The following is a 23,091-nucleotide window of genomic DNA, read 5'->3' as shown; positions in this document are numbered from 1 at the left end:
TGTACTCTGCGAAACCAAATAGTTAGCTTTCCAGCAGGAACGTCACCGGGCCATCGTTAACCAGCGCCACCTGCATATCGGCACCAAACTGGCCGGTGGCCACCTTCGGCCAAGCCGACTGGGCCTGGCTGACCAGCGCATTAAACAGCCGTTCACCTTCGGCCGGGGGCGCGGCGCTGGAAAAGCCCGGGCGCAGGCCCTTATGGGTTTCAGCGGCCAGGGTAAACTGCGATACCAGCAGCAAGCCACCGTCTACCTGCTGAAGGTTGAGGTTCATTTTGCCTTCGGCGTCGCTAAAGACACGGTAGTGCAAAAGTCGGTGAAGTATTTTCTCAACGGCGGCGTCAGTGTCGCCCTTCTCAACGCCCACTAGTGCCAATAATCCTTGTTCAATAGCACCCACCGTTTGCCCCTCGACACTGACGCTTGCCTGGCTCACACGCTGTATCAGTACTTTCACTTGCGCTTCTCCTGACGATATCAGCGCCTAGTGTACCTATTCACGTCACCAGGCGCGGCATAACATCAGGTCGCAGTGGGGTTCGCTGAGCAGCGCTTGCGTTAGCTGGCTGGAGTGGAAGGGCTGGCTACGGCTACTCATCACCGCCAGGTCAGGCGAATGGTACCTGATATAGTCCTGGGTCACCTCGCACGGCGTGCCGGGTTCAAGCACCAGCTCAATATCGGGGGCATCGTCGAGCTCGCGCACCAGCTCATCAATCTGGTGTTTTAATGCCTCCCGCAGGCGCGCCACTTCCTGCTCACGCCACTGAGCGAAAGTGACCTCAGAACCCAGTGCTTCTTCACCGGGCACTGTCCAGGCATGCAGCAGCGTTAGTTTTGCATCGGGAAAGTGGCTTAGCGTCTGTTTTAACATGTGGCGAGCGCTCAAACAGGCATCAACGGGTATCACAATATGCTGCCAGGGCTGGGTGGGCGTGTACTGGGTAATCACCACAGGACACGGCGCATTGCGTACGACGCGCATTAGCGTGGTGCCCGCCAACAGCGCTTTCTGGCCACGCTTGCGGTGCATCCCCAGTACAATCAGCCTGGCCTGCTCTTCATGGGCCTTGCGTGCAATTTCAACATGGGGTTCGCCGGTAACGGTTTGCACCACGGTCTTGGGGGCTTCCAACGCATAGTCTTCGCGGATATCGGTCAACGTGGCGCCAATATCTTCATTGATCGCTTGCTCTACTGTTTGCAATAGCCGATGCGGCAGATGGGGGTCCAGCACATACAGAACATCCAGATGGGCGTTGTGCGTATAAGCAAGGCGCAATGCGCGCGCAAAGCCAGCGCGATTTTCAGCAGAGAGGTCAGTGGCAAACACAAACGTGCGGGTCATGGCATAACGCTCCTCAGACAAGCATCCAGGCAGTCGTTTCACAGACACCCTTCAGCATGGTGGGCGAAGCCATATCCCGCAAGCTAACGATTCATTTTAGCGTGTAGCGCGTTACCACCAGGCATGAAAATGGTGCACCGGCCCGCGCCCTTTACCAACGCTTAGTTGAACGCTGGCCTCAAGAGCAGCATGCAGCCACCGTTTAGCATCGCTAATAGCCGCAGCGGGGGCCTGGGCAGGCGCATCCATGGGCAGCTTTGCCAAGCAGGCCGCAATAGCGGATGACAAGGCGCAGCCAGTGCCGTGTAAATTCTCTGTTTGGATACGTGACGCAGGTAGCCACTCGTGACCATCCGGCGTTGCCAGCAAGTCAGGGCATGTCTCGCCACGCAGGTGCCCCCCCTTTAACACGACATAAGGCGCGCCCAGCTGGGCCAAGCCTGGCAGCATGGCTTCCATGGCGTCCAGGCTCGTAGGTGAGGTAGTATCAAGCAGCACGGCGGCTTCTGGCAGGTTAGGTGTGATCACATCGGCTAACGGCACCAGAATGTCGCGTACCGCCCGAATTCCCACATCGTCTACCAGAATATCGCCACTTTTGGCGACCATCACCGGATCAAGCACGATCCAGCGTGGGCGGCGCTTGCGCAGTACATCAGCAATCACGTCAGCGACATCCTGGCTTGCGACCATGCCAATCTTGACGGCATCCAGCTCCACATCGTCCAACAGGGTTTCCAACTGCTCACGGATCGCCTGGGGGGATACCGGATAGACCGAGGAAACGCCGCAAGTATTTTGCGCAATCACCGCCGTAATCACATTGGTGCCATAGACGCCCAGCGCCGAGAACGTCTTTAAATCACCCTGCAGCCCTGCGCCACCGGAGGGATCAGAGCCTGCAATCGTCAGTACATTTACATTTCGTGTCATGGGGTTTCCTAAATAACCGACGGTAGCCACGTGGCAAGCTCGGGGAACAGCGCCAGCGCCAATAGCATTCCCAGTTGCAGGAGAATAAACGGAATGACGCCTCGGTAGATGGCGGAGGTCGGCACACTTTGTGGCGTTACGCCCCGCAGGTAAAAGAGCGCAAACCCAAACGGCGGCGTTAAAAACGAGGTTTGCAGGTTAACGGCGATCATAATACCTAGCCAAATGGGGTCAACGCCCATGGCCAGCAGAACCGGGCCGACAATCGGCACCACAACAAAGGTAATTTCGATAAAGTCGAGGATAAACCCAAGCAGGAAGATCACCAGCATGACCACGATCGTGGCGCCTACAACGCCCCCCGGCATCGCTTCAAACAGGTGGGTCACCAGCTCTTCACCGCCGAAGGCACGGAAAACCAGCGAAAACAGTGCCGCCCCAATCAGGATTAAAAACACCATGCTGGTGACTTTAGCGGTGGAGTACACCACCTCGCGCAGCATGGGAACACTCAGCTGGCGATTAAAGGCGGCCAGCAGCAAGGCACCAAACGCGCCCACGGCGGATGCCTCGGTGGGCGTCGCAATGCCACCCAAAATAGACCCCAGCACGGCAACGATCAGCAGTACCGGGGGTAAAAGCCCTTTTATGAGTAACGGCCAGATACTGCCGGTATGCCCAAGCTCTTGCATCAACGCCTGACGATCAGCGGCAGGAGCGGCGCCCGGCTTAAGCCACGCCACCATTAGTAAGTAGATGATATATGCAACCACCAGTATCAGGCCGGGCACCAGTGCGCCAACAAACAGATCCCCTACGGAAAGCGTTTTCGGGCTCCAGGCGCCCATGGCAAGCTGGGCCTGTTGGTAGGCGTTGTTGAGCACGTCGCCCAGTAACACCAGCGCAATGGACGGTGGAATAATCTGACCAAGCGTTCCGGTCGCACAAATAGTACCGGTCGCAAGCGCAGGCGAGTAGCCACGCTTTAGCATCGTAGGTAGCGAGAGCAGGCCCATGGTGACCACCGTGGCCCCCACAATACCGGTAGACGCGGCCAGCAGCATTCCGACCAATACCACGGCAATGCCCAGCCCCCCGCGTAGAGCGCCAAACGCCATGGTCATCGCGTCTAACAGTGTTTCAGCGACCTTGGACTTCTCAAGCAGCACACCCATCAGCACAAATAAAGGCACCGCCAGCAGGGTGCTATTGGTCATGATGCCGTAAATTCGGTTGGGCATGGAGTTCATCCAGCGCGCTTCAAACGGCACCGCAACGCCCATCGACTGAAGCAACCATCCCAACCCGGCAAATGCCAGCGCAGTGCCCGCCAGCGACAGCGCCACCGGATACCCCAGCATTAAAACAGCGCAAACCGTGGCGAATAGTATCAGCGGCATACCTTCCAATAGAGTCGCCAGCACTAGATGATCTCCTCATGCTCAGAAATAGGCGCAGGCAGTTTGCCGCGAATGATCAATATTTTGCGGATTAACTGGGCTACCGCCTGGAGAAGCATCAGTGCCACCATCGCCAGGATCATTGACTTGAGTAGAAAGACGGCAGGAATACCGCCATTGGCGGAGCGCTCCATGATCGACCAGCTGCTGTAAACGTAGTGAAAGCTCGTGATCGCAATAAATAGCATCACCGGGATCAGTAAAAACAGCGTACCGAGAAGATCGATCCAGGCACGGCCGCGGTCGGACATGCGCCGATAAAAGATATCCACCCGCACATGGCCCTCGTGACGCAGCGTCCAGCCAGCGCACAGCATAAATACGGCGGCATGCATATACATTACCGACTCTTCCATCACGATACTGTTCATACCGAAGGCGTAACGCATGACAACGATGGCGAACTGAACCAGCATCATGATCACAACCAGCCAGGCAATGGCCCGGCCGACTCTCTCCGTCACGCAGTCGAGCCAGCGGAGCAACCGCGGCTCATGAGCATTGGCGTGCATGTTAAATGTCCTACACAAAGAAACGGCCTGGAATCATCGCTGATTCCAGGCCGAACGTCATCCCTAAACAGGCAATTATCTACCGGTTAAAGTGGCTTAAAACGCACATATTCACCCGTTTGGCGGCCTTAAGCGTTAGTTGGCGTTTTCAATCGCCAATAGACAGGCGTTAGGTAACGGTAGATCAACGGCAATAGGCAGGTGATCAGAGAACAGATGATCCATTACCCGCACCTCAGCGGCCTCCAGCGTTTGCGAGAGCAGAATATGGTCCAGCGCACGTCGTGGCTGCCACGAGGGATAGCTCAATAGCGGTTTAACCGGATGAAGCGGCAGCGAGGCGCTAAACCGCTGATGGGCGTGCAACTGATCCGGCGTGCAGTTGAGATCGCCCATCACCACCACGTGATGTAGCGGCTCAATAATTTCACTCAAGTAGTCAAGCTGACGCCCACGCCCACGCTGGCTAAGCGCCAAGTGAGCAATAAAAATATGTAACGCATCCGGTCCGTTGCCAAAACGTACGTGAATGGCCCCGCGACCAGGTAACGTACCGGGCAAACGGTGCTCTTCAATTTTCGTAGGTGTCAGACGCGAAAGCAGGCCGTTACTGTGCTGGGCGATACGCCCCAGATTACGGTTTAACTGTTTAAAGTGATGCGGAAACCCGGCCTGGGCGGCCAGGTACTCCACCTGATTGATACGACTGGAGCGAAAACTGCCGCCATCGGCCTCCTGAAGCCCCACCACATCAAACTGACTCAACACATCGCCCATAATATCCAGACGTTTAACGCGCTGAGGGTTCGGCAAGAAGTGCTGCCAACTGCGGGTAAAGTAGTGATGATAAGCAGACGTTTGGATGCCCACCTGCAAATTAAACGTCAGCAAGCGAAGGTGCCCCGTTTCTAGCAGGGACGATAACTTGCCCGGCTGATTCACTGTTGTCAGATTGACCATCTGCTTATCACCCCATGCCCTTACACCTTACTGCGCGCGCTCAGTACGCACGCGCTCGATGAGTGCTTCTGCCACTTGCGGCATATTCTCAAGGCTGCCTGCGGTGCTGGGGGTAATAACGTAACGGCCATCAACCACCAGCGCGGGCACACCCATCAAGCGCATTTCACGAATACGACCGTGGGCGTTGTTAACTTCGCTGCGTACGCCAAACGAAGTTAAGGATTTTTTGGCATCGTCTTCACTGACACCATAATCGGCAAAAAAGTCGGCAATATCGTCAGCATCCGTTAACGCGCGGTCATCCTGGTGAATCGCCGTAAAGAAATCAGCATGCAAATCGTCTTCAATGCCTAGCGACTCGGCAGCATAAAAAGCCGTCGCGTGAACATTGGAGTTTCCGCCCATGACAGCGGGCATATGCACAATACTTACGTCATCATCCAGTGTTTCGTACCATTCAGTGATGGGTGCTTGAAGGCGGTTGCAGTGAGGGCAGCCGAACCAGAACACTTCGGTCACTTCGATGTGATCCTCATCGACCTGAGTCGCGACCGGTGAATCAAGCAGCGTATAGTCTTTACCTTCTACCAATTCCTGAGCACTGACAGATGCTGAAAGGCCTAAACCGGTCAGGGCAACCAATAACGTTTTGAACATGCGACAATTCTCCAAGGGATAAGCGAAGATAGGACTATCTCTAACGCTATCAGGTTCCCTCACCGATAGGAAAGAGCATTCATTTTCAGGATACAACTTAGTGTAAACCAAAGAGGTAGTTAGCCACGGCCTGCATATCCTCCTCGCTTAGCCGAGTCGCAATATCGTGCATGCTACCGCTTGGGTCGTTCGTTCGTTCACCGCTAGCAAACGCGTGTAACGCTGTCATCGTATAGGCGGGGTACTGACCAGCAATCGCCGGGTAAACGGCGCTGCCAATACCGCCACCCGTGGGCGTATGGCATGCGCTGCAGGCAGGCACACCACGCGAGCGCACCCCTGCGCGATAAATCTCTTCTCCGCGTGCCAATAGCGCCTCGTCTTCCGCATTGGCATGGCCCAGATTAGCCTCCTGGGCGGCATAATAGGCGGCAACGTTCCAGGCATCCTGGTCAGAAAAGTCGTCAACCATGCCTGTCATTTGCACAACCACCCGCTCGCCATCACGAATATCTCTAATCTGTTTGGCCAGGTAAGAGGCTTGCTGCCCCGCTAAATGCGGAAACGCACTGGCCGGACTGATGCCCGTTTGCCCATGACAAGCCGCACACGTTTGCGCGCGCTGTTGACCGGCGGTGATATCCGTTGCTTGCGGGTCAGCAGGCTGCGCAGAAACAATAACGGGGGCACTTAAAGCAGCCGCCAGGCTTGCCAGCGTTGCTTTCACACAGATTTTCGTAAAGACGTTCATAACGACGCTCATGATGACTCTAAGGACGGTTCTAATAACGACTCACTATGCGATTCAAGGGCTACGCTATTCAAAACGGTGGGCGCTATCTGGCATGTCAAACATGGTGCTCAACCTACCGATTAGTCGCTGTTGGCTTAAGCCCAGTGGTACACTAACGCCCCAGGTCACAGGTATCACCGCTTTTTAGCACAATGCTTGACCTGACTGACGGGGCAATTCGTCGCAGTGCGGCGTGCCATGTCATTATACGCGTGGTTAACGCAGACTGTTTTATAGGTTCGATTTTCAGGATTCATTCCATGTCCACCCCTCAAGATAGCCCCGTCGCTCGGTTGAACTACCCTACCGCCAAATTTGTTATCAGCGCCCCGACACTGGCTACCTGCCCTGACGATACGGGTGCGGAAGTGGCGTTTGCAGGACGCTCTAACGCGGGCAAATCGAGCGCCATCAACGCGCTCACGCAACAGAACGGCCTCGCCCGCACTTCGCGCACGCCAGGGCGCACACAATTGATCAACTTTTTCAGCGTCATGAACGACGAGGCACGGCGTCTGGTCGACCTTCCAGGCTACGGTTATGCGAAAGTGCCAGAAGCCGTCAAAATCGAGTGGCAACAGCATTTGTCTGACTACCTGCGGGGTCGTTTTAGCCTACGCGGGCTGGTGCTGTTGATGGACGTTCGCCATCCGCTGACCGAGTTTGACCAGATGATGCTGAGCTATGCCGACCAGCGCAATATGCCGGTACATATTCTGCTAACCAAGGCCGACAAGCTGAAAAAAGGCCCGGCAAGTGCCTCGCTGCAAAAAGTCCGTTCTCGCTTAAAAGAGTGGGAAGACCTAGTGTCAGTTCAGCTTTTCTCATCACTCAAGCGCCAGGGCGTCGATACACTTTCGCAAAAGCTTGACCAGTGGCTGCATACGCCACCGGAAGACACCTCAGGCCACTGAACCGTCCAGCTTATCCAATATACCCGGCAGCTCTTTAATATGTGCGATGCGGTGTACCCTGGGCGGCAGCGCCTGGCTCTGGTCGCTTGAGACCCACACCGCATGCATGCCCAGCTGCTGAGCCGGTAAAATATCCTCTTCCCACGAGTCGCCGACGTGCATGGCGCACTCGGGCGTGACATTAAGCCTTGAAAGCGCCGTTAGAAAGGGCGTGTGTTCCGGCTTAGGGGCCAGAAGCTCGCCTGCAGCAATCGCCACCGGAAAATACGCCGCCAACGGCTGACGCTTTAAATGAATATTGCCGTTGGTAATGGCCGCCAGCTGGTAGCGCTCGCCTAACGCGGAAAGCAGGCCCGCCGCTTCCGGATGTGGGGAAACCTGGATACGCAGGCGATGAAACTCATTCATGGCCGCTGCCGCCCACAAAATGGCCGCACTCCGGGGCAGGCCCTCGGCTTCCAGCTGCGCTTCCAGAGCGCGCAGGCGTAGCCAGGTAAAGTCGCCGCGCCGCTCGGGCACATCTTTAGCGAACTGCTGGCGGCGCTGTAAATAGTCCTCCACGCCCGCCTCATAATCCAGCGACAGCGGCGCCTCTTGACGCGTAGCGCGCCAGATACTCAGCGCCTCAAGTAACCAGCCGTAATGCCCCTCCTCCGTGCGTAGCATCACGCCCTGGTTATCCCAAAGCGTATCGTCTAAATCAAACGTGATAGCTGCTAGTGCGGTCATGGTGTGTTTCCAGAAGGGCGGCGCTTGGCGCGTGGGTGGGCGGCGTCATAGCTGGTCGCCAAATGCTGCCAGTCGAGCCGAGTATATACCTGGGTGGTGGAGAGGTTTGCGTGGCCTAACAGCTCCTGAACCGCACGCAGATCCTGGCTTGATTCAAGCAAATGGCTGGCAAACGAGTGACGCAACCGGTGAGGATGCAAGTGCTCGGGCAAGCCCCGGCTAACAGAGAGTTGGGCAAGGCGTTTTTGAATGGCTCGATGCCCCAGCCGCGCCCCACGCTGGCCCACAAAAAGCGCCGTTTCACCCTCTGGTGCCATGGTTGCCCGGCAGGCAATCCACTCCGCCAGGGTGTGCTGGGCGCGCTGCCCGACAGGCACCTGGCGTGGTTTACTGCCTTTGCCTATCACACGTACCCGGCTGGTCTGCAGATCGTGAAGGTCCAGCGCGGCAAGTTCTGCCAGGCGCAAACCACTGGAGTAAAAAAGCTCCAGCATGGCCTGGTCGCGTACGGCCAAGGGTGAGCCATCATGCGGGCTATCCAGAAAATGGGCCAATGCATCCACATCGACCGGGCGCGGCAAGTGGCTGGGTTGTTTAGGCGTGCGCAGTAGCGCGACCGGGTTATCGGCAAGAATTCCCTGCTTGACCAAGTCATCGGCAAAGCGCGAAAGCGCCGCTCGGCGTCGTGCAAGGCTGCGTGCGCCAAGCCCGCGGCTGCGCTCTGTGCCTAGAAAAGTGCGCAGCAGCGCCGTGTCCAGCAGCGCTGGGTCCTGTATTTCGCGCTGCTCGGCAAACCGGCACAGGGCGTTTAAATCCTGCTGATAGGCGGCGACGGTTGCCGGGCTTGCATGTTGGCCTAGCGCGCCGATATAGCGTGCCACCGCTGCGGCAAGAAGCGACTCAGCCATACGTTTCCAAGCGAATTAAAAGCCGTGCCACGATATCCCCAAGATACTCGGTAAACAGCGTATCCATGCTGGCGCGATAGCAGTCAGGGTTGGGGCTTGCCAGTAGCAGATACCCCAGCGACTCGCCCGCCGAGAGGCGCGAGATAGCGCAGGAGCCCGCTTTACGTGGCGCTTTAGTATGCGGCAATAGGCACTTCCAGTCGCTAACGCTTAACTTGGCACAGCGGCTGGTTTTACCGTCCAGCAATGCGGCCAAACGTGTACTGGCGTGCTGGTCCAGCACATGGCGCGGAGGCTGGGGCATGGTGGGTTCGCTATCGCTTAACGACGCCGGGCACCAAAGCGCCATCGCGGGCGTATCAAAGCGCTCGTTTAGCTGAGTCGCCAGGGCTTGCGCCAAGGCGTCACGGCTATCCGCTTCGACCAGCGCCATCAGGGTTTCCCGTAGGCGCCGATACTGAGCTTCGTTGTGCCGAGCGGTTTCCAGTAAATGCTCCAGGCGATCTTCGGCCTTTTCCGCCCGCTGACGCAAGTCCAGCACCAGCCTCTCAAGAAGCGATACCGCACCATCAATATGCGGGTGCGGTACTTTAAGCTGCTGCAACAACCCTTCACGGCCTACAAAAAAATCGGGATGCCGGGCAAGCCAAAATGCTACCTGGTCTGGATCGAGCGTCTTGCGCGGTTCAGGGGCTTGAGACATCGCCGTTCTCCTTGTAGTCAGTTACGCGTCACTATCAATTAAGTGCTACGCGACCATCAAAAACGCGTGTAGCCGGGCCGACCATAATCAGGGACGCTTCCGGGTCGGGCCACTCTATCGTCAGCTCGCCGCCGGGCAGGTGAACGTTCACCGGGCTTTTCAGGATGCCTTGCCGGATGCCGTTAGCAACGGCGGCGCACGCACCGGTACCACAAGCAAGCGTTTCGCCACTGCCCCGCTCAAATACCCGCAGACGAATCTGGTTAGCCGAAAGAACCTGCATAAAGCCCACGTTAACACGCTTGGGGAAGCGAGGGTGCGCTTCCATCAACGGCCCAAAACGCTCAACCTGGGCGCGCTCAACGCTTTCCACCTGCAATACCGCGTGGGGATTACCCATGGATACCACACCGATGTGAAGCGTTTCACCGTCGACCTCAAGTTCGTGTAATGGTTGGTCGCCTGGGGCTTCAAAGGGCAGTGCTGCCGGGCTAAAGCGCGGCCGCCCCATATCGACACGCACAAGGCCATCGTGCTGTACGTGCAAAACCAGCGGGCCACCGGCTGTTTCTACGTGAATCTCATGCTTGTGGGTCAAGCGCTGGTCGCGCACAAAGCGCGCAAAGCAGCGAGCGCCGTTGCCACAGTTCTCCACTTCACTTCCGTCGGCATTAAAAATACGGTAGCGGAAGTCCATCTCGGGGTTGCGGGGCGGCTCAACCACCAGCAGTTGATCAAAACCAATCCCAAAGCGACGATCGGCCAGCTGCTGGATATGTTCTTCACGCAGCCGGGCACGCTGGGTTACCAGATCAACGACCATAAAGTCGTTGCCCAGGCCGTGCATTTTGGTGAAATGCAGAAGCATTAGCGCGCTCCTTCCGGCAGCAGCGCTTCGCCCGCCCAAAGGCTTTCGACCGTTTCCCGACGCCGCACCACGTGACACGTATCGCCATCGACCATTAGCTCGGCCGGACGCGGGCGGCTGTTGTAGTTGGACGCCATGACAAAGCCGTAAGCACCTGCTGAACGTACCGCCAGAAGATCGCCTTCAGCAATCGCAAGCTCACGCTCTTTACCCAGGAAATCGCCGGTTTCGCACACCGGGCCGACCACGTCATACACCGCACTTGGGCGAATTTCACGGGTGTCCACCGGCACGATAGCCTGCCACGCCTGATACAGCGCCGGGCGAATCAGGTCATTCATGGCCGCATCAACAATGGCGAAGTTCTTGGTTTCGCCGGGCTTCAGGAATTCAACCCGCGTCAACATGACACCTGCATTGGCGGCAATAGAGCGGCCTGGTTCAAACAGCAGCGTCAGATTTTCGCCGCCTTTCCAGCGCGACAGGCGAGCTAACAGCTGGCTTGCGTAATCAAACGGCTGCGGGGGCGTTTCATCCCGGTAAGGCACGCCCAAACCGCCGCCCAGATCCAAATGATCAATCTCGATACCCCGTTCGCGCAGGCGCTCCATCAGCATCAATAGCCGATCCAGTGCGTCCAGGAACGGAGCGGTTTCAGTCAACTGCGAACCAATATGACAATCCAACCCCTTCACCTGAAGATTCGGCAGGCTGGCGGCCAGCTCGTAAACCTCAAGCGCGTCATCGACCGCGATGCCAAATTTGTTGTCTTTAAGCCCAGTGGAGATATACGGATGAGTGCCCGCGTCCACGTCCGGGTTAACGCGCAGCGAAACCGGGGCAACGTTACCCAGTTCCCCCGCTACAGCGTTTAAGCGCTCCAGCTCAGGGCGGGATTCGACGTTAAAGCACTTGATGCCCACCTCAAGCGCGCGGGCCATTTCATGGGGCTGCTTGGCAACGCCGGAGAACACCACTTTTGCGGGGTCGCCACCGGCGGTTAATACACGCTCAAGTTCACCGACCGAGACAATATCAAACCCAGCGCCTAGCCTTGCAAGCAGGCCCAGCACCGCCAGGTTAGAGTTGGCTTTAACGGCGTAGCAGATCAAATGCGGATGGCCGCCAAGCGCTTCGGTGTAAGCGCGAAAGTGGCGCTCAAACGTTGCCTTGGAATAAACGTAACAGGGCGTGCCGTGCTCTGCGGCAATCTGCGAAAGCGGCACATCTTCGGCGTAAAGCACGCCGTCGCGGTAGTTAAAATGATCCATAATGTCGTCTCTCCTGCAGCCGCTTACCCAGCCTGTTCGGCCACACCGTTATCGGGTGAGTTATCGTCGGGCAGGTAAAGCGGTCCCTTCTGACCGCAACCCGCGACGAATAAAGCGATGATCGCGATAAGCGCTAATGTTTTCATGCCTGACCCTGCAGTAACGAGAGCGCCTCGCGGGCACGCTGTGCTGCGGCACGCACCTGATTGGGCGCCGTACCGCCAATGTGATTACGCGCGGCCACCGAGCCTTCCAGCGTCAGTACGTCAAAAACATCCTGCTCGATGATAGAGGAGAACTGTTGAAGCTCTTCCAGACTCATTTCCGAGAGATCTTTTTGGGTTTTCAGGCCGTAAGCAACCGACTGACCGACGATTTCATGGGCATCGCGGAAGGCAACACCTTTACGGACCAGGTAGTCGGCAAGGTCGGTGGCGGTAGAGAACCCACGCCGCGCCGCTTCATACATGCTGTCTTTTTTCGGCTCAATGGCAGGCACCATATCCGCGAACGCTTTCAAGCAGTCGCGCACCGTATCCACCGCGTCAAACAGCGGCTCCTTATCTTCCTGATTATCCTTGTTGTAGGCCAGCGGCTGCGACTTCATCAGCGTCAGCAGGCCCATCAAATGACCATATACGCGGCCTGTTTTACCGCGTACCAGCTCCGGCACGTCAGGGTTTTTCTTCTGCGGCATAATGGAAGAGCCGGTGCAGAAGCGGTCAGGCAGGTCGATAAAGTCAAACTGGGCGCTGGTCCACAGCACCAACTCTTCGCTCATGCGCGACAGGTGCATCATCAAGATGCTGGCAAAGCTGGTGAATTCAATCGCGAAGTCGCGATCCGATACGGCATCCAGCGAGTTTTCCGCCGGGCGATCAAAGCCCAGCAGCTCTGCGGTGACGTGGCGGTCAATCGGGTACGTAGTACCCGCCAGCGCAGCGGCGCCCAGCGGCAGTACGTTAACGCGTTTACGGCAATCCAGCAGGCGCTCATGGTCACGGGCGAGCATTTCCTGCCAAGCCAGCAGATGATGACCAAAGGTGACCGGCTGGGCGGTTTGCAGGTGGGTAAAGCCGGGCATGATGGTATCGGCTTCGCGGTCGGCAAGCTCGATCATACCTTCGCGCAGGCGCTTTAATTCCACCTCAATGACGTCAATCTCGTCGCGCATAAACAGGCGGATGTCGGTCGCTACCTGATCATTACGCGAACGACCGGTGTGAAGCTTCTTGCCAGTGATACCGATCTTGTCGGTCAGGCGTGCTTCGATATTCATGTGGACGTCTTCAAGCGGCACCGACCAGTTAAATTCGCCGCGCTCGATTTCACCTTGAATTTCGGTCAAACCGTTAATAATCGCGTCGCGTTCTTCGCCGGTCAGCACGCCTACGCGGCTAAGCATGGTGGCGTGGGCAATAGAGCCCTGAATATCCTGGCGCGCAAGGCGCTGGTCAAAGGTGACAGACGCGGTAAAACGCGCCACAAAGGCATCGGTAGGCTCGCTGAAGCGACCGCCCCAGGACTGATTCGTAGCTTGGCTCATCGGAGGTATATCCTGCTGACAAAACAAAAGAGTCGATGGCGGAAAGTGTAACAGAGTCATTGCGCTTATGGCTTGAGTTCGGGCCGCCCACATTTGCAGAATAATGGCGTTTGGCCCGCCGAGCACTTATCTTTAAGGCAATTCTTTAAGACAGCTCTTGGAGACAGCTTTTGAAGACAGTGGCTTAAAACAGCTTCTTAAAAACAGCCAGTTATTTTTACTGTGCGCCCGGGTGCTTTATGATGAGACACATCATAGCTTGACGCGCCGCGTCAGCGGCAAAGGGAGAATAACGTGTCATCCATCACCAAACTGCGTATTGCTACGCGGAAAAGTCAGTTGGCCATGTGGCAAGCCGAGCACGTCCGTGACCGCTTGATGGCTGCCCATGAGGGCCTTGAGGTTGAGCTGGTCGCGCTCTCTACTAAAGGCGACAAAATTCTCGACACCCCTCTGTCTAAAATTGGCGGCAAGGGGCTATTTGTTAAAGAGCTGGAAGACGCCATGCTGGATGGCCGCGCGGATATCGCCGTCCACTCGATGAAGGATGTCCCCATGCTTTTCCCCGAAGGCTTAGGGCTTTCGGTTATTTTAGAGGGCTCAGACCCTACCGATGCGTTTGTATCCAACCATTATAAAAGCATCGATGAATTGCCTGAAGGGGCCAAAATAGGCACCGCCAGCCTGCGTCGCGGACTCCAACTTCGTGAAGCTCGCCCTGACCTGCAAATTCTCAGCCTGCGCGGCAACGTGCAAACCCGACTGGCCAAACTGGATGATGGTGAATTCGATGCCATTATCCTGGCGACCTCTGGCTTAAAACGCTTGGGCCTTGAAGAGCGTATTGCCCAGGCACTGCCGCCGGAAGTGTGCCTGCCCGCCTGCGGCCAAGGCGCGCTGGGCATTGAGTGCCGCCTGCATGACCCGGAACTGATCGGCCTGCTGGCCCCGCTGGATGACCCGGACACCGCCACCCGCGTACGTGCAGAACGTGCCATGAACACGCGCTTGGAAGGCGGCTGCCAAGTACCGATTGCCGGTTTCGCGGTGCTCGACAAGGCCAATGAGACGATGTGGCTGCGCGGGCTGGTGGGCAACCCTGAGGGCACCGAAGTATTGCGTGCTGAAGGCCGCGGCTCAATGTACGAGCCTGAAGCACTGGGCATCCGTATTGCCGAAGAGCTGCTTGACCAGGGTGCAGGCGATATTTTGGCCGAGGTCTACGGCAATCACGTATGACACAGCCAGTGCTGATCTGCCGACCAGGCAAGCGCGGTGAAGTGCTTGCCAATACGCTGCGCGCAACGGGCGCTTGGGTAGAGCCAATGGCGGTGATGAGCCTTCAAGCGCTACCAGAAGACCCGCTGATGCGCCGTGTCTGGCTGGATATTGACCAGTACGACAAAATAATAGTGGTTAGCCCCTTCGCAGCCCTGTGTTTAGGTAACGCGTTGGACCGCTACTGGCCACAGCTGCCCACTGGCATTGCTTATTATGGCGTGGGGAGCGCTACGGCAGAGGCACTGTTTGACCAGTTGGGCGTACGGGTACGCATCCCATCAGCAGCGGCTGACAGACCCGGTGCTGACCAACAAAAGGCTGGAAATGAGCGCGGCGATAACACCAGCGAGGCACTTTTAGCGCTCGCCTCACTGAAGAATGTCGCACATCAGCGGATATTACTGGTGGCGGGAGAAGGTGGCCGAACGCTACTGGCCGAGACGCTGACAGAACGCGGTGCTCAGATGACCCGGGTCGCTGTGTATCGGCGCATTTTTCAGCCGCCTTCGGCCTCACTCCAGGCCCGCCTTGCTACGGGAGATTTTCGAGCACTCATCGTCACCAGCAGCGAACTGCTCGAACATCTGGCAAAATGGTGTGATCAAACAGCGTTGAACCAACCGCTAATCGTTTCCAGTCAGCGTTTAGCTACACTGGCCGGTACACTGGGTTTTTGTGACCTCAAGGTGGCGTCGGGAGCAACGCCAGCTGCCCTTGCAGCTGCGTTGGGCAGGTCCTGTAATCCTATGGGTGCCGATGTCGATCAAGGAACTTAATTAAGGGCTAGCGACAGATGAGCAAACAACCAAACGACCAGGAAGACGTACAAAAAGCGTCCGCCGACGCGCCTCAAAAAAGCGCCACGCCGGGCGAAACTGCCGCGTCTACCTCAACTCCCTCGCCATCAAGCGCGGTTGAAAGCAGCCCACCCGCAAGCTCGGCTGCCGAACCATCAAGCAACGCGCCTAAAAATGCTAGCTCTCGTCGGCGTGGCAAAAACAGCGGCAAACCTGACGCGGCCTCTGCCACCGCCCCCCCTCCCAGTACGACGCCTAACAGCGAAAAATCGACAGCCAGCGTTACAGAACCTGCCACGGCTAAGAAAGATCCCGATGGCAATACGGCAACGCCCAATCGCCCCTCCGGTAACGGTGGAAAAGGCACAACGCCGCCTCCCCCAAGTGGAGGTGAGCAGCATAAAGGCCGCAAAGGCGGCCTGTTAGCCTTGGTGTTGGTACTGGTGCTGGGCGTGGCGCTTATTGTAGTGGCCTGGCAGGGCTGGCAACGCCTTGATAGCCAGCAACAGCGCATCAATGCGTTAAGCCAACAGACCGACAGCAGCGCGACGCAGCAATCCGTGAGCGAGCTTGAATCACGCATTGAAAGCAGCGAACGCGAACGTACCCAGGCCCTTGATGGCACGCTGGAAGAGTTACGCAGCGAGCTTGATAGCTACCGCAGCGACGTCAACAGCACGCTGGATAACGTGCTGAACCAGCTTTCCCAGACGCAAGATACCGACGACCGCGACTGGCTACATGCAGAAGCGGCCTACCTGCTGCGCCTGGCAAATCAGCGCCTCCAGCTTGAAGGCGATGTTGACGGTGCTGCTGCGCTGCTGCGTACCGCCGACGCCCGCCTGGCGGATGCTGACAACCCGGCGCTAACCGCCGTGCGTCGTGACATCGCTAACGAGCTTGCCGAACTGGATGGCGTGCCGCGTGTGGATCGTACGGGACTCTATCTAGCGCTTAATGCGCTACAAGAACGCGTTTCCAGCCTGCGTCTTTCGCAGGAAGTGGAAGAGCGCGCCGTCACCTCCGGCATTGAGCAGCCGCCTACCGGCAACTTCCAGCGTCAGCTGGCACGTTTTGGTGAAGAGCTTAAAGACCTGATCGTGATTCGTCATCACGACGAACCGATGGAAATGCTGGTCACTCCCGAGCAAGAGTCGTACCTGCGCCAAAGCCTGCGCTTGATTCTTGAGCAGGCCCAGCTTGCCCTGTTGAAAGAGGAGCAGCCGCTGTATGAAGCCAGCATCGATAAAGCGCTGGAATTACTTAACGGCTACTACGACCTGGACAGCGACGCCACGCAAAGCGTGATCTCGCGCCTTCAGGAGCTTAAACAGGCCGACATTGAGCCGGAACTGCCGGATATCAGTGCCTCCCAGCAGGCCATGACCCAGTTTATTGAAAACCGCTTCCGGTCGCGCCAGCAAAACGGCGAAGAGGGAGGTGACGCATGAGAAAACTTATTTTCCTGCTGGTCGCGGGTTTAGCCGTCGGCGCCCTGTTTGGGCACCTGATGATGTCGGTACCTGGCTACTGGTTAATTCGGGTGGGTGATACGTCCGTCCAGACATCGTTCTGGTTTGGTCTGATTCTGCTGCTGGCCGCCTTTATTGTGGTGCATTTTGCGCTGCGTCTGCTGACCGGCATTATTCGTCCTGTGGGCCGTTTCCGTACCTGGAATAGCCGTGCGCGTAATCGCCGTGCCATGAAGCGTACCGTGCGTGGTCTGGTCGCCTTGACGGAAGGCCGCTGGAAGAAAGCCGAAAAAACCCTGGTCCACGCCGCTAATGACTCCAGCACGCCGCTGGTTAACTATCTGTCGGCCGCCCTTGCAGCGCACTACCAGGGCAATCACACGAAGTCTCAAGAGCACTTGAACCAGGCACAACTCACCACCGAAGGCGCCGACACGGCCATTGGTTTGATGCAGGCGCAGCTGATGATTGATCGACAGCAGCCTGAAGAGGCGCTAGCCATTTTGAATCGCCTGGACAGAAAGCTAAGCGACCACCCGCAGGTGCTAAAACTGCTCAAGCAGGTGCACCTAAGCGTCAACGATTGGGAAGGCCTACGCTGGCTGCTGCCACGCCTGGCTGCCCAAAAGCTGATTGCCCAGCAGGAGCGCGAACAGCTTGAGTTCAAGGCGTACCGTGAGCTGATTGTTTTTGAAGCTAAAAACCCCGGCAATATTGAGCGTGTTCGCGGCCTCTGGGCAGACATGCCCGAGTACCTGCGTAGCAATACCGAACTGGTCGTGCTGTATACCGATGCGCTGGTTCAGTCGAACGAAGAGAGCATCGCCGAGCGCCTGCTGAACCACTCGCTGGATCATCACTGGGATGCCCGGCTGGTGAAGCGCTACGGCCTGCTTAACGTACACGCAGCACGTCAGTTGGCAAAAGCTGAAAAGTGGCTGCAAGAGCGCCCCAACGATCCCGAGCTACTGCTGACCTGCGGCCGCCTCTCGCTGCGTACCGGCAAGTGGGAAAAAGCCCTGGAGTACTTTGAAGCCAGCCAGCGCCAACGCCCCAACGGCGAAGTGTGCGCCGAACTTGCGCGTCTTTACGCAAGCCTTGGTGAACACAATAAAAGCCAGCTTTACTACCGTCACAGCGTAGAAATGCTGGCCCAGTCACTGCCTTCGCTTCCTCAACCCAGCGATGCCAGCGACAGCCAAAAACCGGATACAAAAGCGGCTAAAAAACGCGCTTAACGTGACTCACGTAAAACGGGAGCCCTTTTGGGCACCCGTTTTTGTTTCTACCTACCGTATAGCTCTAGCTGGTCTAACTAACCCATCAATGTCGCTAGTCGATATAGTCAGGCGCGCTGGTAGGACGATCTTCCGGCAGCGTATCTCGCACATCGGCCACCTTGTCAGCATTTAACTCACCGCCTTCATTACCCCAGGCCGAGCGCACGAAGTTAGCGACTTCAGCCACTTCATCATCAGAAAGCCGCCAGGCAAAATCGGGCATGGCCAACGCTTCCGGCCGCTTCTCGGTCGAAGGCATACGGGCACCGGACAGAATCACGCGAATGATCCCGGTGGGATCCTCGGCATTGACCAGCGAACTGCCCACCAAGGACGGAAAGACCTGCGAGGCGCCTTTACCATTGGCAAAGTGGCAGGCATTGCAGTTATCCAGATAGAGCCGGGCGCCGGTATTACCGTCTACATCGGCGTGGGTCAGCATCGCCTGGGTCTGCTCGGCGGCCTGTTCATCGCGCGGCGCCTCGTCACCTTCCCCTGCGGGCAGCGATTTGAGATAGCCTGCGATGGCATACAGGTCGGCCTCTTCCAGATGCGATGTACTGTGCGCAACTACCGAAGTCATCTCCCCGACTACAGCGCTATGATCATTGCGTCCGGTTTCCAGATAGACAACGATATCCTCTTCGTTCCAGCGCTGAAGCGGATGGCGCTGATTGCCGCTACCCCGTAAATTCGGCGCGTACCAGCCTTCCAGCGTTTCTCCACTCAGGAAGTCACTGCCCTCATCGTTCATGGCCTTTTCCTGGAAAAACAGCCCGCGCGGCGTATGGCAACTGCCGCAGTGGCCTAACCCCTGTACCAGATAAGCCCCCCGATTCAGCTCATCACTTCGATCACTAGAGGGCGTGAAAGGTTCAGAGGACACGAAAAGCCAGTTCCAAAGCCCGATACCCCAGCGCTGATTAAACGGAAAGCTCAGATCTGTGCGCTCCGGCTGATTCGATACCGGCGCCACGCCTTCCATAAAGTAGGCATAGAGGGCGTCAATATCGTCATCGGTAATTAACGAGTAGGACGGATACGGCATGGCTGGATACAGCTTTTTGCCATCATTACGTACACCATCGCGCAGCGCCGCGGCAAACTCATCGCGCGTATAGTTGCCGATCCCGGTCTCCGGGTCGGAGGTAATATTGGTCGAGAAAATCTCCCCAAAGGGGCTTTCAACCGCCAGGCCGCCTGCAAAAGGTTCGCCACCCGGCGCGGTATGGCAGGCAACGCAATCGCCCGCTCGGGAAAGGTACTCCCCGCGCTCTATTTCGGTCTGGTCAAACGCCACGCCTTGTGCCGCCACGCTTAACAGACCCACGCCCGCCAGCCCTTGGCGCCATTGTCGATGAATCATCATGATCGCTCTCCTTAGGCTTGGACCAGAGGTCCGGGGTTGAGTAGATACTGCTCGCGAATTGCTGTGGCCGACCAATAAGCCAAAGCGCCGACCAGCCCCGTGGGGTTATACTGAATATTCTGCGGAAAGGCACTGGCACCCATCACAAATACGTTGTGGACATCCCAACTCTGCAAATAGCGATTCAGTGCGCTGCTGGAAGGGTCGGTGCCCATGATCGCGCCACCGACGTTATGAGTTGTCTGGTAAGGGCGGACGTCATAGCGTGAATCGAAATCCTTGAACGAGAGCTTGTAGTCATCCGGGCCCAGCGCCTTGGAGAGCGTGTCGATTTTCTGCTTCATGAACTGGGTCATGCGCACATCGTTTGCTTTCCAATCAAACGTCATACGCATAAGCGGGCGCCCATGGTCGTCGGTATAGTTGGGGTCAAGGTCCAGATAGCAGTCGCGGTAGGCCATGTTGCTGCCATGGGAACCAATCGTCATGGTGTGACCATAGGTTTCCTGCACGGCCTGCTTCCAGCCAGCGCCCCAGCTCGGCGCATCTGAGCGCAGCGGCATGTTGCGAATCGGCTGCCCATTGGTCATCGCGGCATTGATATACGAGCCGCCAATGAAGCCCTCCTGGGCAAAATCGATCTGTTCAACGCCGTAGTCGTTAACGATCTCACCATTGCCGCCTGCGCCAATAAAAGGGTTGAACTCTTGATCCTTGAAGTAGAGCGTTGAGCCACCGTTCATCTGATAGGCGTAGTTCTTGCCGACCACGCCCTCACCGCTTACCGGGTCATAAGGGGTACCGATACCCGATACCAGCATCAAATGTACGTTGTGGAGCGAGTAAGCGCCCAACACCACCAAGTCAGCCGGTTGGAAGACTTCAGAGCCCTCGCCATCGATGTAGGTCACACCGGTGGCTTTCTTGCCATCGCTATCAAGCTCCACTCGGAGCACTTCACTATTGGTCTGGTAAGCGAAATTTTCACGCCGCTTGAGTACGCCCAGAATACAGGTCTGGGGCGAGGACTTGGAGTAGTTCAGACAGCCATAGCGTTCGCAAAAACCGCAGAAGTTACACGGCCCAAGCTGCATGCCGTAAGGGTTGATATACGCTTCTGAAGCGTTAGCAGCGGGCAAGGGAAAAGGGTGTAGCCCCTGATCACGCGCCATATCAGCAAACAGCGTGTCGTTAAAGGTACGCGCGAGCGGCGGCATGGGGTACTCGTTTGAGCGCCATCCCTCAAACGGGTTGCCGCCTTCCTGAATATCACCATTCAGATTACCCGCTTTACCGGAAATACCCGCCACTTTCTCAAAATAGTCGAAAAAGGGCTCCAGCTCGTCGTAGCTAACGCCAAAATCCTGAATGGTCATTTCGTCAGGAATGATATCGGCGCCGAAATTCTCCTCGACATAGCTTTTAAGACGCAGTTCCTGAGGCTGTGGCCGCCAGGTATGTCCGTTCCAGTGCACGCCGGCCCCACCCACCCCATCACCGGGTAGAAATGAACCCAGGCTGCGATAAGGCACCGCCATATCACCCAGGCCATGACGAACCGTCAGCGTGCTTTTAGCCGGACGCTGCATCAATTTATAGCGTACGCCATAAGTCAGCTCATCGGCGATTTTCGGGTAGGCAAAGTCCGGCACGGTATCGCGGTCTTCACCGCGCTCAAGCGCCAGCACGTTCAGCCCTTCGTCTGTCAGCTCCATGCCCATGATCGAACTGGTCCAACCCAGACCAACCAGTACAACATCAACCGGTGGATTTGTTTTCGCCATGCTTATCCCCTTTCGCCGGTAAGGCTGACCGGCCCTAATGGATATTTGACATTGTGTTGGTCGACCCACTCCAGGTACGCCCCCCGGGCACCAGGGAAGCCGATGAACTTCCAAGCGGCCATGTGCTTGTTGCCGCCATGGATGGGGTCGGCAAAATAGCCTTCCTTGGTGTTTTGCAGCAAAAAGGCAAAAAACTGGCGGGCACTGACATGCTCAAAAGTAATGTTTTCCCGCTCAAGCTGCTGCAACACCTCTTCCTGCGTGGCGTTATCCAACGCGGCGAACGCCTGCCCGTATTGGCGTACACAGTAGTCATGCGTGGCGGCAATCCCCGCCCGGTAAACCTCCCGAGGGAGCAGTGGCGACTGATAGCCCATCAATGGTGATACATTGTCAGGAAAAGGGCCTTTCATATACCAGTCAGTGGCATACCCAAAGCTGCCTTCCATCTGCCTGTCGATAAAGATGGGCACATTGGTTTCCAGGGCACCGGGGCCAGGCCCATCGCTGGGAATCAACCGGTCGCAGGCCGCGAGCATAAAAACCCATTCGTCTGCATCAAAAAAGACCGGCTGATAGTCACTTAACTGTTCTGGCGGTTCGCTGGCGGAAGCGGTGAGTGAAACGCCGCTCCCCAAGGTGATGGCAGGAATGCTGGTTAACGCTCCCTGCATAAATCGTCGGCGCGATTCATTTTTAAGACTCACGGACCTGCTCCTCTTTGCTTTGTTAAATCACGGTATTTTTATTGTTAGATATCGGGCTAATTCAGTCAGTCTAGTACATGACATCTTGTTTAGCAGGTTAACGATAAGCTCGCCCTTTGCTCTACAAATCCAGAGGGTATAAAGAGTTAAGTAGTGATTTTGAAATAGCTGCAAATAAAAACGCCCGGTGCTTAAACCACACGCCGGGCGCAAAAAAAGCAATGAATTAAAAAAATTTAAGGCGATGCGTCCTTGAGAGATTGCTGTTCAGCCTCCGTAGGCACCGGCAGCTCTGACGTACAGTGTCCGCAGCGGGTCGCTTTGATAGGCACCGTCATATAGCAGTAGGGGCAGGGCTTTTCGACCGGACTTTTGGGCGCCTCTACCTCTTCACGCTTTAAGCGGTTGATAGTCCTCACCAGCATGAAGACCACAAAGGCAACAATCGTAAAACTGACGACCGCATTGATAAACAGGCCAAGGTTGAGGGTCACCGCACCATCTTCCTGAGCCGCCGCAAGTGTGGGGTACGGCGCTGACGTTGCTCCCTCTCGAAGCACGACAAACAGGTTAGAGAAGTCGATACCGCCGACCAACAGGCCGATCACCGGATTCATGACATCTTTTACCAGGCTTTGCACAATCAGTGTAAACGCGCCGCCGATAATGATGCCCACCGCCATGTCTACCACATTGCCTTTAACGGCGAACTCGCGGAACTCCTTGAAAAACCTCGCCATTGATGCCTCCTTGCGTATTCAGGTTATGAGCTTATAGCGATTTTGCGTGAAAA

General features: G+C 56.8%; 24 protein-coding genes. 5 read left to right on the top strand and 19 right to left on the bottom strand.

The window, feature by feature from the left end; genetic code table 11:
• Nucleotides 1–22 precede the first annotated feature (22 nt).
• From dtd to ACT3RU_RS01130, 8 genes are all read right to left on the bottom strand, one after another.
• Nucleotides 23–460 carry a D-aminoacyl-tRNA deacylase gene (gene dtd / locus ACT3RU_RS01165; RefSeq protein WP_172116848.1) on the bottom strand — a complete coding sequence of 146 codons (438 nt, stop codon included), beginning with the start codon at nucleotides 458–460 and terminating at the stop codon, nucleotides 23–25.
• A gap of 45 nt (nucleotides 461–505) precedes the next feature.
• Complete coding sequence (locus ACT3RU_RS01160; RefSeq protein ID WP_192526884.1) at nucleotides 506–1,351, bottom strand: universal stress protein; 846 nt, start codon at nucleotides 1,349–1,351, stop codon at nucleotides 506–508.
• 111 nt (nucleotides 1,352–1,462) lie between these two features.
• Nucleotides 1,463–2,284: a bifunctional hydroxymethylpyrimidine kinase/phosphomethylpyrimidine kinase gene (gene thiD, locus ACT3RU_RS01155; RefSeq protein ID WP_192526883.1), complete on the bottom strand. Its 822-nt coding sequence runs from the start codon at nucleotides 2,282–2,284 to the stop codon at nucleotides 1,463–1,465.
• An 8-nt stretch (nucleotides 2,285–2,292) separates the two neighbouring features.
• Complete coding sequence (locus ACT3RU_RS01150; RefSeq protein WP_318779686.1) at nucleotides 2,293–3,708, bottom strand: TRAP transporter large permease; 1,416 nt, start codon at nucleotides 3,706–3,708, stop codon at nucleotides 2,293–2,295.
• Entirely contained in the window at nucleotides 3,708–4,256 is a 549-nt protein-coding gene (locus tag ACT3RU_RS01145; RefSeq protein ID WP_087110472.1) for a TRAP transporter small permease subunit, read from the bottom strand. Before ACT3RU_RS01145 ends, ACT3RU_RS01150 begins: the two co-directional genes overlap by 1 nt.
• A gap of 135 nt (nucleotides 4,257–4,391) precedes the next feature.
• Nucleotides 4,392–5,216, bottom strand: coding sequence for an endonuclease/exonuclease/phosphatase family protein (locus tag ACT3RU_RS01140; RefSeq protein WP_087110470.1), 825 nt, complete (start codon nucleotides 5,214–5,216; stop codon nucleotides 4,392–4,394).
• A gap of 27 nt (nucleotides 5,217–5,243) precedes the next feature.
• Nucleotides 5,244–5,876 carry a thiol:disulfide interchange protein DsbA/DsbL gene (locus tag ACT3RU_RS01135; protein WP_172116845.1) on the bottom strand — a complete coding sequence of 211 codons (633 nt, stop codon included), beginning with the start codon at nucleotides 5,874–5,876 and terminating at the stop codon, nucleotides 5,244–5,246.
• Between the two features lie 97 nt (nucleotides 5,877–5,973).
• Nucleotides 5,974–6,603, bottom strand: coding sequence for a c-type cytochrome (locus ACT3RU_RS01130; protein WP_406565418.1), 630 nt, complete (start codon nucleotides 6,601–6,603; stop codon nucleotides 5,974–5,976).
• Between the two features lie 326 nt (nucleotides 6,604–6,929).
• On the opposite strand from ACT3RU_RS01130, the gene yihA reads away from it, so the two are divergent.
• Nucleotides 6,930–7,583, top strand: a complete 654-nt coding sequence (gene yihA, locus ACT3RU_RS01125; protein WP_172116843.1) for a ribosome biogenesis GTP-binding protein YihA/YsxC — start codon at nucleotides 6,930–6,932, stop codon at nucleotides 7,581–7,583.
• Here the strand turns inward: yihA and ACT3RU_RS01120 are convergent.
• Genes ACT3RU_RS01120 through argH form a run of 7 tightly spaced genes read right to left on the bottom strand, consistent with a single transcriptional unit; the run spans nucleotide 7,572 to nucleotide 13,608 of the window.
• Nucleotides 7,572–8,312 carry an HAD family hydrolase gene (locus tag ACT3RU_RS01120; RefSeq protein ID WP_087110461.1) on the bottom strand — a complete coding sequence of 247 codons (741 nt, stop codon included), beginning with the start codon at nucleotides 8,310–8,312 and terminating at the stop codon, nucleotides 7,572–7,574. The two genes, yihA and ACT3RU_RS01120, sit on opposite strands and share 12 nt — an antisense overlap.
• On the bottom strand, nucleotides 8,309–9,220 hold the full coding sequence (locus tag ACT3RU_RS01115) for a tyrosine recombinase XerC (protein WP_172116841.1): 912 nt from the start codon (nucleotides 9,218–9,220) through the stop codon (nucleotides 8,309–8,311). The genes ACT3RU_RS01120 and ACT3RU_RS01115 overlap by 4 nt, the downstream gene beginning before the upstream one ends.
• Nucleotides 9,213–9,923 (bottom strand): DUF484 family protein, encoded by a 711-nt coding sequence (locus tag ACT3RU_RS01110; protein ID WP_087110456.1) that lies wholly within the window; start codon nucleotides 9,921–9,923, stop codon nucleotides 9,213–9,215. Before ACT3RU_RS01110 ends, ACT3RU_RS01115 begins: the two co-directional genes overlap by 8 nt.
• Nucleotides 9,924–9,957: 34 nt before the next feature.
• Nucleotides 9,958–10,791: a diaminopimelate epimerase gene (gene dapF / locus ACT3RU_RS01105; RefSeq protein WP_192526882.1), complete on the bottom strand. Its 834-nt coding sequence runs from the start codon at nucleotides 10,789–10,791 to the stop codon at nucleotides 9,958–9,960.
• Nucleotides 10,791–12,062: a diaminopimelate decarboxylase gene (lysA, locus tag ACT3RU_RS01100; protein ID WP_172116839.1), complete on the bottom strand. Its 1,272-nt coding sequence runs from the start codon at nucleotides 12,060–12,062 to the stop codon at nucleotides 10,791–10,793. The genes dapF and lysA overlap by 1 nt, the downstream gene beginning before the upstream one ends.
• Nucleotides 12,063–12,085: 23 nt before the next feature.
• Nucleotides 12,086–12,208 carry an LPS translocon maturation chaperone LptM gene (gene lptM, locus ACT3RU_RS01095; protein WP_087110450.1) on the bottom strand — a complete coding sequence of 41 codons (123 nt, stop codon included), beginning with the start codon at nucleotides 12,206–12,208 and terminating at the stop codon, nucleotides 12,086–12,088.
• Nucleotides 12,205–13,608 carry an argininosuccinate lyase gene (gene argH, locus ACT3RU_RS01090; protein ID WP_172116838.1) on the bottom strand — a complete coding sequence of 468 codons (1,404 nt, stop codon included), beginning with the start codon at nucleotides 13,606–13,608 and terminating at the stop codon, nucleotides 12,205–12,207. Before argH ends, lptM begins: the two co-directional genes overlap by 4 nt.
• Before the next feature lie 294 nt (nucleotides 13,609–13,902).
• Between argH and hemC the strand changes: the two genes are divergently transcribed.
• From hemC to ACT3RU_RS01070, 4 genes are read left to right on the top strand one after another with little or no spacing between them, the layout of a single operon-like run.
• The gene (gene hemC, locus ACT3RU_RS01085) at nucleotides 13,903–14,847 is read left to right on the top strand and encodes a hydroxymethylbilane synthase (RefSeq protein WP_172116837.1); all 945 of its coding nucleotides are present in this window, start codon (nucleotides 13,903–13,905) and stop codon (nucleotides 14,845–14,847) included.
• Nucleotides 14,844–15,665: a uroporphyrinogen-III synthase gene (locus tag ACT3RU_RS01080; RefSeq protein ID WP_172116836.1), complete on the top strand. Its 822-nt coding sequence runs from the start codon at nucleotides 14,844–14,846 to the stop codon at nucleotides 15,663–15,665. Before hemC ends, ACT3RU_RS01080 begins: the two co-directional genes overlap by 4 nt.
• Before the next feature lie 17 nt (nucleotides 15,666–15,682).
• Nucleotides 15,683–17,137, top strand: a complete 1,455-nt coding sequence (locus ACT3RU_RS01075; RefSeq protein WP_172116835.1) for a uroporphyrinogen-III C-methyltransferase — start codon at nucleotides 15,683–15,685, stop codon at nucleotides 17,135–17,137.
• Nucleotides 17,134–18,396, top strand: coding sequence for a heme biosynthesis HemY N-terminal domain-containing protein (locus tag ACT3RU_RS01070; protein WP_172116834.1), 1,263 nt, complete (start codon nucleotides 17,134–17,136; stop codon nucleotides 18,394–18,396). The genes ACT3RU_RS01075 and ACT3RU_RS01070 overlap by 4 nt, the downstream gene beginning before the upstream one ends.
• A gap of 94 nt (nucleotides 18,397–18,490) precedes the next feature.
• Here the strand turns inward: ACT3RU_RS01070 and ACT3RU_RS01065 are convergent, their stop codons facing one another.
• The 4 genes from ACT3RU_RS01065 to mscL all read right to left on the bottom strand — a co-directional run bounded on the left by ACT3RU_RS01065 (nucleotide 18,491) and on the right by mscL (nucleotide 23,038).
• Nucleotides 18,491–19,807: a c-type cytochrome gene (locus ACT3RU_RS01065; protein WP_216657974.1), complete on the bottom strand. Its 1,317-nt coding sequence runs from the start codon at nucleotides 19,805–19,807 to the stop codon at nucleotides 18,491–18,493.
• Between the two features lie 11 nt (nucleotides 19,808–19,818).
• Nucleotides 19,819–21,591: a GMC family oxidoreductase gene (locus tag ACT3RU_RS01060; protein WP_172116833.1), complete on the bottom strand. Its 1,773-nt coding sequence runs from the start codon at nucleotides 21,589–21,591 to the stop codon at nucleotides 19,819–19,821.
• 2 nt (nucleotides 21,592–21,593) lie between these two features.
• Nucleotides 21,594–22,298, bottom strand: a complete 705-nt coding sequence (locus tag ACT3RU_RS01055) for a gluconate 2-dehydrogenase subunit 3 family protein (protein ID WP_172116832.1) — start codon at nucleotides 22,296–22,298, stop codon at nucleotides 21,594–21,596.
• Between the two features lie 236 nt (nucleotides 22,299–22,534).
• Nucleotides 22,535–23,038, bottom strand: coding sequence for a large-conductance mechanosensitive channel protein MscL (gene mscL / locus ACT3RU_RS01050; RefSeq protein WP_192526881.1), 504 nt, complete (start codon nucleotides 23,036–23,038; stop codon nucleotides 22,535–22,537).
• Nucleotides 23,039–23,091: the final 53 nt, after the last annotated feature.

Source organism: Halomonas sp. TP35, assembly GCF_052375975.1.
Classification (GTDB): domain Bacteria; phylum Pseudomonadota; class Gammaproteobacteria; order Pseudomonadales; family Halomonadaceae; genus Vreelandella; species Vreelandella citrativorans.
This window is presented reverse-complemented; position numbering and strand designations above follow the sequence as displayed.

Bases quoted from the DNA above. Each gene is read 5' to 3' on its own strand.
- dapF (WP_192526882.1), bottom strand. From the start codon at position 10,791: ATGCTTCTGCATTTCACCAAAATGCACGGCCTGGGCAACGACTTTATG.
- lysA (WP_172116839.1), bottom strand. From the start codon at position 12,062: ATGGATCATTTTAACTACCGCGACGGCGTGCTTTACGCCGAAGATGTG.
- ACT3RU_RS01115 (WP_172116841.1), bottom strand. From the start codon at position 9,220: ATGGCTGAGTCGCTTCTTGCCGCAGCGGTGGCACGCTATATCGGCGCG.
- ACT3RU_RS01065 (WP_216657974.1), bottom strand. From the start codon at position 19,807: ATGATGATTCATCGACAATGGCGCCAAGGGCTGGCGGGCGTGGGTCTG.
- ACT3RU_RS01075 (WP_172116835.1), top strand. From the start codon at position 15,683: ATGAGCAAACAACCAAACGACCAGGAAGACGTACAAAAAGCGTCCGCC.
- ACT3RU_RS01070 (WP_172116834.1), top strand. From the start codon at position 17,134: ATGAGAAAACTTATTTTCCTGCTGGTCGCGGGTTTAGCCGTCGGCGCC.
- ACT3RU_RS01140 (WP_087110470.1), bottom strand. From the start codon at position 5,216: ATGGTCAATCTGACAACAGTGAATCAGCCGGGCAAGTTATCGTCCCTG.
- ACT3RU_RS01110 (WP_087110456.1), bottom strand. From the start codon at position 9,923: ATGTCTCAAGCCCCTGAACCGCGCAAGACGCTCGATCCAGACCAGGTA.
- ACT3RU_RS01160 (WP_192526884.1), bottom strand. From the start codon at position 1,351: ATGACCCGCACGTTTGTGTTTGCCACTGACCTCTCTGCTGAAAATCGC.
- mscL (WP_192526881.1), bottom strand. From the start codon at position 23,038: ATGGCGAGGTTTTTCAAGGAGTTCCGCGAGTTCGCCGTTAAAGGCAAT.
- ACT3RU_RS01120 (WP_087110461.1), bottom strand. From the start codon at position 8,312: ATGACCGCACTAGCAGCTATCACGTTTGATTTAGACGATACGCTTTGG.
- ACT3RU_RS01135 (WP_172116845.1), bottom strand. From the start codon at position 5,876: ATGTTCAAAACGTTATTGGTTGCCCTGACCGGTTTAGGCCTTTCAGCA.
- yihA (WP_172116843.1), top strand. From the start codon at position 6,930: ATGTCCACCCCTCAAGATAGCCCCGTCGCTCGGTTGAACTACCCTACC.
- argH (WP_172116838.1), bottom strand. From the start codon at position 13,608: ATGAGCCAAGCTACGAATCAGTCCTGGGGCGGTCGCTTCAGCGAGCCT.
- lptM (WP_087110450.1), bottom strand. From the start codon at position 12,208: ATGAAAACATTAGCGCTTATCGCGATCATCGCTTTATTCGTCGCGGGT.
- thiD (WP_192526883.1), bottom strand. From the start codon at position 2,284: ATGACACGAAATGTAAATGTACTGACGATTGCAGGCTCTGATCCCTCC.
- ACT3RU_RS01145 (WP_087110472.1), bottom strand. From the start codon at position 4,256: ATGCACGCCAATGCTCATGAGCCGCGGTTGCTCCGCTGGCTCGACTGC.
- ACT3RU_RS01080 (WP_172116836.1), top strand. From the start codon at position 14,844: ATGACACAGCCAGTGCTGATCTGCCGACCAGGCAAGCGCGGTGAAGTG.
- ACT3RU_RS01060 (WP_172116833.1), bottom strand. From the start codon at position 21,591: ATGGCGAAAACAAATCCACCGGTTGATGTTGTACTGGTTGGTCTGGGT.